Annotated in this window: 6 protein-coding genes; 4 read left to right on the forward strand and 2 right to left on the reverse strand. The window is 70.2% G+C overall.

What is annotated here, in order from left to right:
* Window positions 1-273 precede the first annotated feature (273 nt).
* Both N553_RS0117395 and N553_RS0117400 read right to left on the reverse strand, forming a co-directional pair.
* The gene (locus N553_RS0117395; protein ID WP_028047593.1) at window positions 274-3531 is read right to left on the reverse strand and encodes an exodeoxyribonuclease V subunit beta; all 3258 of its coding nucleotides are present in this window, start codon (window positions 3529-3531) and stop codon (window positions 274-276) included.
* Window positions 3528-6575, reverse strand: coding sequence for a PD-(D/E)XK nuclease family protein (locus N553_RS0117400; RefSeq protein WP_231505309.1), 3048 nt, complete (start codon window positions 6573-6575; stop codon window positions 3528-3530). The genes N553_RS0117395 and N553_RS0117400 overlap by 4 nt, the downstream gene beginning before the upstream one ends.
* A gap of 700 nt (window positions 6576-7275) precedes the next feature.
* Here N553_RS0117400 and N553_RS23390 point away from each other — a divergent pair.
* From N553_RS23390 to N553_RS0117425, 4 genes are all read left to right on the forward strand, one after another.
* Window positions 7276-8244 carry a hypothetical protein gene (locus N553_RS23390; RefSeq protein WP_028047595.1) on the forward strand — a complete coding sequence of 323 codons (969 nt, stop codon included), beginning with the start codon at window positions 7276-7278 and terminating at the stop codon, window positions 8242-8244.
* 389 nt (window positions 8245-8633) lie between these two features.
* Entirely contained in the window at window positions 8634-9896 is a 1263-nt protein-coding gene (locus N553_RS0117415; RefSeq protein ID WP_028047596.1) for an MBL fold metallo-hydrolase, read from the forward strand.
* Window positions 9893-11152 carry a hypothetical protein gene (locus N553_RS0117420; RefSeq protein WP_034623236.1) on the forward strand — a complete coding sequence of 420 codons (1260 nt, stop codon included), beginning with the start codon at window positions 9893-9895 and terminating at the stop codon, window positions 11150-11152. Before N553_RS0117415 ends, N553_RS0117420 begins: the two co-directional genes overlap by 4 nt.
* Window positions 11149-11883 carry a hypothetical protein gene (locus N553_RS0117425; RefSeq protein WP_028047598.1) on the forward strand — a complete coding sequence of 245 codons (735 nt, stop codon included), beginning with the start codon at window positions 11149-11151 and terminating at the stop codon, window positions 11881-11883. Before N553_RS0117420 ends, N553_RS0117425 begins: the two co-directional genes overlap by 4 nt.
* Window positions 11884-11967 lie beyond the last annotated feature (84 nt).

An 11967-nucleotide genomic window follows, 5' to 3' on the forward strand; every position in this document is an offset into this window, starting at 1 on the left:
CGCAGCGGACGACCGTGGTGGATCGGAGACTAGTGGCCCGTCCCCGCCGGTGGGAAGGTGCGGCTCTCGCCTGTATGGATCGCGTCGTGGCAGACCCGAATCCTCCGGTCCGACGCGAGTCGATTCCTAGGCGTGGGCGATGCGCAGTCCCGGGCTGCCGCCGGCTTGCCTGCGGTGGAGTCGGCGACTGCTGTAGTGCCGGTTGACCACCTGCGTTTCGCGCTGAGTCACCCCGAACCCTCGCCCACACTCGGACAGGTGCCGGACCGCCGCTCAGCGCGCTGCGGCGAAGGAGGTGCCGAGGCCCACCTCCCGCTCCACCGACCCTTCGGGGTGCAGGAACAGCAGCACAGCCCTGACCGGTGCGCCGGTGGCGTCAGAAACGCACCGCGCATACGCCTCGAGCTGTGGCCGGTAGTAGACGACACGGCTGTCGACCGCGCCGGCGGGGATGGCGTCGGTCTTGTAGTCCACGATGACCAGCGTCCCGTCGTCGTCGCGGAAGATCAGGTCGACGTACCCCTCGAGAACCGTTCCGTCATCCTGGAGCGTGCCGACGTAGGTCTCCCGCCAGCTCTCCCGAGCCGCGGCCCGGCGCACGAGGTCGCTGGTGATCGCCGAGCGGGCCAGGTCCTCGACGAGCTGCGCCTGCGCCGTGACGCCCTCCGCCAGCGCCTGCGCCGCAGCTGCGGAAGCCAGCCCGTCACCGGTCGCGAGGTCGGCGGTCTGCAGGACGGCGTGCACGGCGCGACCGATGGCCGAGCCGTAGCGACCCTTCGACCACGGGGGGAGCTCGAGGTTGCGCGGACCCTTGGCGAGACCAGGGTCGATGGCGTCCGACAGGACGACGTCCGGCTCGGTCCCCTCCAGGCCCGAGGCGACGATCGAGGCGTCCTTCGCCGCAGACGCCCGAGCCGCGACGACCCCGCTGTGCCACTCGTCGTATGGCGGGACGGGCTCCGCGGGGGGCTGCTGAGCCGGGCGGGGAGGTCTCTCGACCGTCGGCGCGACGAAGGACGTCCCAGCAGTCGCACCGACGGCGCCGGCGAGCGTCGCCGCCGCGGTCCCGGCGTTCGATCCCGCGGCACGATGCAGGGAGACCACCAGATGGTCACGCGCGCGGGTGGCGGCGACGTAGAGCAGACGCAGTCGTTCCTTCTCGTCCATCTGCTCGTCGACGGGCGCGACATCGTCGAAGTCCTCGGTCTGCACTCCCGCCCCGAGCTTCACGGCGTACCCGCCGGTCGGCGGCCAGAGCAGCTGCACGCCGCGAGGGCGGTTCGGCTGGGCCGTCATGCCGGACATGATGACGATCGGGAACTCGAGCCCCTTGGCCGCGTGGATGGTCATCACGCGCACGGCGTCGACGTCGGTCTCGGGCAGCACGGACTCGGCGACGCGCGTCGCCTCCTGGCCCTGGAACGCGGCCCACGCGAGGTAGGCGCGCAGTCCCCCGTGCGACACCTCGGACCAGGCGCGGGCCTGGTCGACGACGAACCGCAGCCGTCGCCAGCCGTCCCGGGCGCGCGGCCCGGTGGCGGCGACCTCGAGCATGCGACGGTCGTCGATGATCGCGCCGAGAAGCTCGCTCGGCGAGCTCCATCGGGCCGCCGCCGAGAGCCGCCGGAGTGCTGCTAGAGCGTCCGCGACCGGGCCGCGGAGATCCTCGTCCTGCCGCGACCACAGGACGAAGCGTCCGCCGTCGCGACGCCAACGCCACAGGTCGTCGTCGCCGCACCCGAACAACGGGGAGCGTAGCGCGGTCACCAGGGAGAGCTCGTCGGTCGGGTCGGCGATGGCACGCGCGCAGGCGAGCAGGTCTCGAACCTCCGCGGCTTCGTAGACGAGCGAGCTGGCCTCGGCCCGGTACGGCACACCAGTCGCCTCGAACGCGTCCTCGAGGAACGGCAGCGAGGTGCGCGCGGGGACCAGGATCGCGATGTCGCTCAGCTGCGCCGGACGCCATGCGCGTGCGGGCTCGTCGTACACCTGCCACCCGTCGTCGAGCGCTCGGCGCACGATGCCGGCCACGTCGGCCGCTTCGCGCTCCCGCAGGACAGCGGCTGCGGCACGGGGCAGGTCCGTGTGGGCCTCGGCACCCAGGACGACGACCGCGTCGCCGCGGCCGAGCTCGTCGCGAAACTGGTCCAGAGGCTCGTAGGCGGGCTGCGCCTCGGGCGTCGGCGTGATGAGCTGCGAGAAGACGGTGTTGACCCAGTCGAGGACGGGCGCAACGGTGCGGAAGTTCGTGGTGAGGCTGACGGGTTCGCCCACGTGCTCCTGGGCCTCGAGGTAGGTGGCGATGCTGGCGCGGCGGAACTTGTAGATGGACTGCTTGGCATCGCCGACGACGAACAGCCGTCCCGACGGCACCACGACGTCGGTCCACTGCGCCTGGTCGGCGTCGGCGCCGCCGGCGATCCGCACGGCGATCTCGATCTGGATCGGGTCGGTGTCCTGGAACTCGTCGAGGAGGAGCCGCTGGTACGTGTGGTGCAGGTCGGCCCGAGCGGAGGCGTCGCGCACGAGCAGCTCGCGCGCAAGCACGAGCAGGTCGTGGAACTCGAGGCGGCCGTCACGCCGACGTGCATCGGCGGCGTCGAGGACGCGCTCGGCGGTCCAGCGGGTGACGCGGCGCACGCACGCGTCAAGCAGACCGGCGACGATGTCGTCAGCCTCCGCGGCGAGCCCTTTGGCCTCCGTTCGAACGGAGTCGATGTCGGCCCACGAGCCCTTCTTGCCGTACGAGAACTTCAGCGCGCTGATCGCGCGGACCGCGGCGACGCGTGCGCCGTCGTCGATGGCGGCCTCGAGTGCGGCCAGCGGTTCGCGCACCGCGAGAATCTTGGGCACGAGGAGGTCTGCTGGGTCGGTGCAGCTCGCCGCGCTGGCCACCACCTCATGAGCGCGCCGGATGAGGGACGTCAGGTCGGGCAGGCGGATCGGCGCGGGCTCGCCGACCAGCACCCGCGTGGCGATCAGGTCCCAGTTCGCGCCCAGCGCCTTGGCCAGCGAGCGCACGTGCTCGAGCTTCAGCCCGATCGCGAGCCCCAGCAGCAGCGGCTCTTCCATCGCGTCATCGTCGAGCAGCGCAGTCTGCAGGACGGCCCACCGCTCCGCGAACGCCACGGACGACCCGACCTCGTCGAGCACCTCGAGGACCGGCGGCAGGCCCGCGGCGATCGCGTGCTGGGCCAGGATCCGCTGCGCGAATGCGTGCAGCGTGCCGATCGCGGCACCGTCCAGATCGTCGAGCGCCTGCGAGGCGCATGCGCGGCGACTGCCGTCGGAGGAGCGGCGCTCCGCCTCGAGCTTCGCGCGCAGGCGGTCCCGCAGCTCGGCGCCCGCCTTCTCGGTGAAGGTGACCGCCGCGATCGAGGCCAGCGGGATGCCGTCGTCGAGCACGAGCGTGAGGATCCGACTGACCAGGGCAGTCGTCTTGCCCGAACCCGCGCCCGCGTTGACGAAGAGCGTGGATGCGGTGTCGGTCCTGATCCGCTCGCGCGCGGCCTGGTCCACCGGGGTGGTCACGAGAGCACCTCCGGCTCGATCAGCTCGACGAGCTCGCGCAGGTCGTCGTCGTGACGTTTGCGCTCCCACCGCTCGCGGTTGGCTCCGTGCCCGATCCCGTCGGGGTTGCAGTACGAGCACTGGACCCACGCGAAGTCCGGCGCATCGGGGGCGCGCAGCGGGAAGCGGCCAGCGGCGATGGACCGCACGATGACGTCGACGGCGTGCGCAAGCGACTCCTCGACCTCGGGCGTCAGATCGATGTCGATGCGTCCGGGGTCCTTGCGCACGAACCAGTAGCCGGCCCGGACGGCCGAGGTGGTGCGGCCGAACTGCTCGCGCGCGGCGAGCGCGTAGACCGGGAGCTGAAACTTCGTCGCACCGGCAAGCGGGTCGCCCTGCGTGATCTCCTTGAACGAGCGCCGGCTCCCGGTCTTCAGGTCGGTCACATAGACCGTCCCGTCCGATCCGACATCGACCTTGTCCGCGCTGCCCCGCAGCAGGACCGTCCCACCCGTGACGGCGATGCCGAGGGCGGGCACATCGTCGGATCCGAAGGGCATCTCGCTCGCGACGACCCGCGCACCGACCGACGAGCGCCACGCGTCATCGCGGTCGAGCATCGCCTGCAGGTCCGCCTCGATCCGCTCGCGTTCCCGTTTCCACAGCCTGGGGTGCCCGCTGAGCCCGTCGGCTTCGACGCCGGCGGCCAACTCCTGCGCGATCGTCACCAGCCGGGCCCGCTGCTCGGGCGACCACGGCACACCGGCGCCGGGCAGGTCGTCGGCGAAGTCCCGCACGAGGCGGTCGAGGCACTCGTGCACGAGCGTCCCGATGTCGGCTGCGCTGACGGTCACGAGGTCTTCGGGGGCCTCGATCGGGGCGACTCCCAGCAGCCGTTGCACGAAGAACGAGTGCGGGCACGAGATGTAGCTCTCGAGTGCCGTCGGCGAGATGGTCCGGGTTCCATCGGCGTAGTCCGGCAGGCCCGTCAGCGGTCCCAGGTTGCCATCGAACCGCGAGAACGCCTCGCCGGCCCTGGCGTGGAGCATCTCGCCGGCGGCGGTGACGACGCCGTCCTCCAGCCCACCCTCGAGTGCCCGGCGCGTGCGCCACTCCTGGTCCGTGGCGACCCGGGATGTCGTGAGCAGCGCTCGGGCGAACGAGCCGACACGGTCCACGGACCCGGCGGGGTACTCGGTGTACTCCCACTCCGTCGCGGCGAGCTCCTTGTCACCGCTCAGCTCACGCAGGGAACTCAAGAGCCAGCGGCTGGGCAGTCGACGGCTGGAGCTGCGCAGGTCCCCGCGCGGGAAGGACGCGACGACGTCCGGTGCCGACGAGAACGCGGCGAGCAGGTTGCGGAACGCTCGGTCCTGCGCGTCCCGAGACGTCTGCAGACCTCCTGCCGCGACCGCACGCACCGGGTCCGGCAGGAGCGCGTCGACCCGGAGCCGCCCCGGGTACAGGTCCTCGCTGAGCCCGACGACGTGCACCACGTCCAGGTCGAGCCCGATGGCTTCGGACAGCGGCGCGACGAGCACCCCGTCCCCGACCCGGCCGACCCGCGGCAGGGCGTCGTCGAGCTCCAGCTCCAGGGTCTCGCGCAGGGCGGTCAGCGACGCGTCGTCGCCGATGTCGTCCAGGACGTCCAACCCACGCAGCACCGACGTGAGCACCGCGAGCGCGTTCCGCTCTTCCGGGGGCAGGGTGGCCAGGTCCTCGCCGACGCCGATCAGGTCGCTCACCAGCTCGAGGCACCACGCCGACAGCTCGGCCCATGAGGTCATCCGCCCGGCGCCGGCGAGCTCGGCGCGCAACCGACCGACGAACGCACCCAGCTCGGCACCGGCCTCGGCGCGCCGTCGCGCCCTGTCGTCGGCGCCCTGACGCTCGTCGTCAGGTACCACGAGGCCCTTGGCTGCTTCCCTCGCGACATAGGACGCCAGCCGGCCGTCCCAGTCGTCGCCGCGGACGATGCCAGCCTCGCGCGACGTCCGTTCCCACCGAGACACCGACACCCGGCGGCCGGTGTAGTCGCGGATCGGCGCATCCGCGAGCGCCCGGAACAGCTCCGCCCGCGGCACGTCGTCGTCGGCCAGGCGCAGGATGCCGAGCACCGCCCGTGCGATCGCCCGCTCCGCCACGGGCCGCGTCCCCGGCCCCTGCACCCGGATCTGCGCCGCCTGGAGTTGCTCGTGCAGCAGCCGCCCGTACGGGTTCGCGCTCGCGTACAGCACCGCGACGCGCTCGGCAGGCGTGGTTTTCAGGGTCTCGACGACGTCCCGGACGACCGCGCGGACCTCGTCGTCGGAGTCCGAGGTGTTGAGCACGCGGGTGGCGGTCGCGACCGTGCCGTTCGTCTCCGGCGCATCGAGGAGCCACCGCACTCCCGCATCTGCCCGCTCGGTGTGCGTCGTTCCCACCAGCACGTGGACATCGCCCACGTCGGCGAGCGCCCCGAGGAACCGCCGCTGCGCCGCATTCAGATCCTGCGGCAGGTAGACGACGACAGGGGCGGTTCGGGTGGCGCGCTCGGTGGCGCGGTCGAGCAGATCGCGGACGTCGTACCAGCCGCGTGCCAGGGTCTGGGTCGCCACCCGGTGCAACCGCACGGTGTCCCGCGCCGTGCTCGACGCCGCCGAGACGGCCTCCAGCTCGTCGTCGGACAGGTTCCGCAGCTCACCGTGGGCCCTCGCCAGCGCCCGGACTGTGGCGGGATGGTCCGCGACCTCCGCGAAGACTCCCGGGTCGTCGCGCAACGCTCGCCGCCAAGCCGCCGCGACGACCGGCCTGGTCGCGGGCCTCCGCGGCGCGAGGCTCTGCGCCACCAGCCGCTCGGCAAGCCGATCGAGCGTCGTGAGCTCGATGCCGGCGATCCCCGGAGATTCGGGTGACGTCGACCCGTGCTTTGCAAGGTGCCGGCGGGCGACCGTCCCCGCGAGCTGGCTGGGTGCCGCGAGGATGACAGGAGCCATCGGATCGTCGCGCTTGAGGTGCGCGACGAGCCCCCGCAGCGCGGCCAACGCCGGAGCACCGTACGGCGTTGTCGTGACGTCCAACATGGCGACCTTCCGAGCGGATCGGCACGGCATCGTGCCTGGCCATCACAGCACAGTTCGCGCGAGCACCGGCTCCAGCCACCGCGCGAGACGGACTCCGCTCGATGGCTCGGCCTGGCTGCTAGCCGGAACGAGGCCTGCCGCCCTCCTTCTGCCACGTACCGTCACGCGGCTCGGCGGTGGAACTTCGGCTAGTGGGTGGCGTAGCGGACCACGAAGCCATCGGTATCGAGCGTGAGCAAACCCGCCCCGTGGAGCCCGACCACCAAGAGGTCCATGCGGGGCTCGCCCAACGTCGCGACGCGTCCGTCGAGGAGTGACTACACCGTCACGGTCTCGGTGAGCGCCTTTGAGCGCACCCACCATGGCCCCGGCACGGGTGCCGAGCCGCGGCACGGCGGTCAGGCGGCGAACTGCGCCAACTGCTCAGCATTCGATCCAAGACACAGGCCAGTCCGAAAGGTGTTGTCCGGATGAGCGACCAGACGTCGAGCAAGGCTCTGCGGAGAGGACGGCGGTGGGTCCAGCCATTCGCTGCCGAGCGGCCCAGCGAGATCGAACCGAACGCCTCGTCGCCAATTTCTGAGTTTCGCGCGACCCGGTGCTCGGGGATAGCGCAGAACCGCGCCCGGCACGCATGCTTTCTCAGATTCCCACCCGATGCGCCGATCTAAACGTTGTCGATCGAGTGTGGGGAGGGTGCGTGAGCGCGACCTTCAGCGTGCAGCACTCCGCGAAGCAGCAGGTCGATGCCGCTGGGCGAGCATCGAAGCGCGCCAGGCACCGCCTTGGGGACGCCACCGACCAGCTTGCGATCCCAGACATGGCGCTCGACGCTCTCGGCGAGCTGGACCATCTCGAGGCACGCGTCCTCTTAGAAGTTCCGTCACGTCCTGCTCCCACGCCGGTGGGTCGGTGGACCGTGACTCTCCCGGAGCTCGCGGAGATCGCTCGGCGCTTGAACCTCACCCCAGCGGCCACTCCTCGGGAACTCGAAGGAGTCTCGGACGGCATCCGGGAGTCGATCGTCGGACTCGCTGCGGACTCCAGCTCGGCCGTACTGATCTTGGCGGCGTACGACGACGGCCAGGAACTGGATGAGGTCATCGCCATTCGGAGCGGCTCACAACCGCTCGCGCTCCTCTTGGCCTGTACGAACGAGCTCGAGCATCGCTGCCGCGTCGCTACGAACAGCCCTGACCGTGTCTCGGCAACGCTCGATTCCCGCACCGTCGAACTCAAGCGACGTCAGGACGACGACGTGTTTTCGCTCTTCCGGATGTTCCGCAACCACAGAGTCGACGTCACCGTGCGCCGTCGAAGTCGAGAACAGGAGCGCATCCGCGACGACCGCGAGACACGTATCGTCGGCGACGCCGAAAGAACGGACCGACCGAGGGAGCGCCGGGGCGAGCTCAGCCCGTTCGGCCTGAGACAGAGTCGCTGGAACGCTTGCCTCAATCTCGTGCCCGACGATCAGCCGATGGCCTGGACCGAACTCGACCAGGACCTGCTCCCTTGGGCACCGCCGCGGACTGCCGCGTCGTTCAACTGGGACGGATCGCCCTGGACCGGAGATCCTCTCGCCATTCTGTCGGATTCCGAGCTGTTCGCGCGTGAAAACGAACGAGTCTCGGATGGCACGTCGGCGAGGGCACCGCGGTTGAGGTGATGCGCTCGAGGCGGTGCACCTCCGGGGCCGGCCCAAGCGGAACGTCGCTACGCGCACCATGACAAGCGCCAAGGCGATGGCGTCGCTCACGAATGCTCGCCCTGGGCGAGAACAGCCATGCGTGTCAACCGATGACTATTTTGATCAACAAGGGCACCCTTTCCGCGACCAGTTGCGGAGGTGGCGGTCTCGAAGGTATTTCGGCGGGTCTCGGCGACGATGGCGAACGTCTGATCTGCATGTCCGTGATCGCGGGTCCGTCGATGCCGACGATCGGACCGGTCCGTTGACGTGATCAACAGCGGGACTCGGCCGTTCATTCTGCCAACGAGGTAGCGCGTACCGCCGGACGGGTGAGCGTGTCGGACCCGCCTGGGACCGTCCACGACATGACAACAATGACGACCCAGATGCGGGTTCGGGTGCACCGCGGCTGTCACGAGGTCGGTGGCACCTGCGTGGAGGTGGAAGCCGGCGGGTCACGCTTGGTCCTCGACGTGGGTCGACCACTGACCTCGGGTACCGACGAAACCATCGCCCTGCCTGACGTCCCGGGGCTCGCGGACGGTTCGGACCCTTCGCTGCTCGGCGTGCTGATCTCGCACGGACATCTGGACCACTACGGCCTGATCGACCAGGTGCACCCGTCGGTCCCGGTGTACGCCGGGCAGGCCGCCTCCGCGGTCGTCGAGGCAGCCCGCTTCTTCTCGCCGCGCGGACCAGCGCTTCGGCCGTCGGGCTATCTCGTCGACGGGCAGACGTTCGAGCTCGGCCCGTTCGTTGTGACGCCGCACCTCGTGGACCACAGTGCGTTCGACGCGTACGCCTTCGTCGTGGAGGCCGCTGGCCGACGCCTCATGTACACCGGCGACCTGCGGGGTCACGGGCGCAAGCGGTCGTTCGCGAGCATGCTCGAGACGCCGCCGGCTGGCATCGACACCCTGCTCATGGAGGGGACGCATGTCGGGTCCGAGCGTGCCGAGCCTCGGACGGAGACGCACGTCGAGCTGGATCTCGCCGATTCCTTCCGCTCGACGGCTGGCCTGGCCGTCGTCGCTAGCTCGGCACAGAACGTCGACAGGCTGGTTACGGTCTACCGGGCTGCCCGGCGGGCCGGTCGTACTCTGCTCGTTGACCTGTACTCGGCGGCTGTCGCTGAAGCGACCGGTCGGCCGACGATCCCTCGCCCCGGATTCCCCGGCCTCGGCGTCTGGGCACCGCGCCGTCAGCGCGTGCAGGTCAAGGAGTCGGGCGAGTTTCATCGCACGGCGGCCGTCCGGCGCTACCGCGCGTTCACCGAGCAGCTCGTCGCCCATCCGGAGCGCTACGTCGTCCTCGGGGGATCCTCGGCTGCGCACGAGCTGTTGCGCGACGGTGCCCTGACCGCCGGCGGCACACTCGTGTGGTCGATGTGGTCTGGGTACCTGGCCGAACCTTCGGGAGTCCGGCTCCGGGACGCGGCCCGCCTGGCCGGTGTCCCCCTTGTCGAGCACCACACCTCGGGTCACGCATCCGTGAAGGATCTGCGTCGCCTTGTGGAAGCCGTCAATCCCGCGGTGGTAGTGCCGATACATACCGATGGTGCCGACGAGTTCGCCAGGCACTTTCCACGGACTGCTCCGCAGCACGACGGCGTGTGGTGGTCGGTATGAGCGGAGCCAGCGTGATCACGACCAGCGACCTGCCCGGTGTGCTTGAGGCACTCGGTGCCCAGCCCGAGTCCATCCAGTACAAGCAGGACATCCCACGGTCGATCTCCTCGAAGATCGTCCGGTTCGTCAAGGACGGTCGACGCGGCGTAGCAGTCGGTGCAGACGTGAAGCACCAGATCGACGCATTCACCGACCTCCTCGCTCTGCACCTGAACTACCCGGAGGCTTCGCTCGCTCGAGAGGATGTCTGGCTCTGGTTCGCGGACCGCTCCGGTGACGGCGAGACCGAGGTCGCCATGCGGACCCTCGCCAGGAACGTGAGCGGCGTCCGCGTGCACCTGCGCGGGATCACGTCCGACGGGATGCTGCGCGAGCTGGACGGCGAACAGGTCCCATGGGAGGACGACAAGCACTACTCGTACGGCCAATGGGCCAAGCTCCTGGCGGAACTCCCGGACGAGCCACCAAGCCTCGTCACCAAGTTGATCGTTGCCACCCGCAGGCCGGAGTACCGCGCCTACCCGATGCTCTCGTCGCACGGGAAGAACTGGTCCATCCGGTTCGAGGGTCTTCAGGTCGCGGTCTGCTCCGCGACCGGGGGCGTGCTGACCGTAGGCAAGGAGCGTGCCGACGGGCGCCCTAGTCACCACCGGGACCGTTGGGTTGCCGCCGCCGGCATCGCGCCCCTGGTCGTGAACGCGACCGACGAGTCGATCGAGGAGGCAGCCTCCGTCCTGCGGGCATTCGCGGCGTCCCCCGTATCGTCACGTGCCACGATCGGGCTGCAGGACGAGCACGCCCTCGAGTCACGGATCCTGCGCGGCACCGTCCCCTTGTTCACACCCGACGGCCAGTCGCTCGAGCTCATCAGGTCGCACCCCGTCGTGAACTGGGGCAGCCAGTTCCCCACCCGATGGGGCGTACGCACACGAGCCGCCCGCTACCTGGACGGCATGCTCCACGTCGACGAAACGCCATGGGCCGTCGAGATGAAGGTCGACGGTGTCGGAGGTGAGCGCTACTTCAGGCACGCTGTCCACCAGGCAGTCCTCTACCGGGACTTCATCCGAGGCGCAGTTCCGCTCTCCGGCTGGTTCGACCGGTTCAAGCTAGACCATAAGAAGTGCGAGGCCGCGGTCGTGGTGCCGGAAGGTATGTCCGCCGCCGCCGAGGAACGGCTTAAGACCGTCGCGGGCGCGTTCGATGTCTCGCTCATCCTCGTGCCGGTCGAGGACGCGCTTCGGCCCGGCGCTTGATCGAGAACCGGATCGCCGGGTTCCTCGCCGGTTACTGCCTGGGCGATTCCGCCGCTCGCGGTGCAGACGACCTTGGCCGCTCGGCCCGCGCGATGCTCGCATCTGCCGAGCGCCTCTCGTCGTCGGCGGAGACCCGCGAGCCATGGCACCTGGCGCCCGACGACGCCCCGGAGGTTCTCCTGGCCATGGCGCTGCCGATCGCGGCCGCGATCGCATGGCGGCCGCACACCCCGAGCTTCTTGTATCCACGACCTGAGCTGACACCGGTCAACGCCGGCTGGCTCGACTACATGGTCAACGCCGCGGTCGACCCGTCGGTCGGGTCTCAGGACCTTGGCGTCATTCGGGCGGTGGTCCGCAACCTCGCGCGCCGGCTACTCGAGGACCCCGACCCAGGCCTCGACTCGCTGATCGGCTGGCCGCCGCATCCCGACGTCGTCGAGACGATGCACCGCGCACTCGTGTACGGCGGCCCGCTCACTGTCGACTCAACGCCCGGCACCGTCCTGCGCACGACCACCGACGCGTTCGACCTGACGCGCACAAACCCAGACGTGCCGAGCGCACTCGCGTCTGCGGCCGGAGCCCGCCCAGCCGTGGCGGCACTCGCAATCGGCCTCCTCGGCGCGACGCACGGTGCATCGGCGCTGCCGACCGCGAACCTCGACATCGCCACGACGACGTCGCGCCTAGCGCGCGACCTTGTCCACCGAGGAGCCGAGCCGGCTTAGTTCTCAAGCGTCTCGCCGCGACGATGGGGCATGCTGACCTGCAGGGTCGCGTCAGTGGTAGGCATCATCCTGAGACCGCGCAGC

This window comes from Cellulomonas sp. URHE0023, assembly GCF_000688475.1.
Classification (GTDB): Bacteria; Actinomycetota; Actinomycetes; order Actinomycetales; family Cellulomonadaceae; genus Cellulomonas.

Excerpts from the sequence above, each read along its gene's own strand:
- N553_RS0117400 (WP_231505309.1), bottom strand. The coding sequence starts at position 6,575 with ATGTTGGACGTCACGACAACGCCGTACGGTGCTCCGGCGTTGGCCGCG.
- N553_RS0117420 (WP_034623236.1), top strand. The coding sequence starts at position 9,893 with ATGAGCGGAGCCAGCGTGATCACGACCAGCGACCTGCCCGGTGTGCTT.
- N553_RS0117415 (WP_028047596.1), top strand. The coding sequence starts at position 8,634 with ATGACAACAATGACGACCCAGATGCGGGTTCGGGTGCACCGCGGCTGT.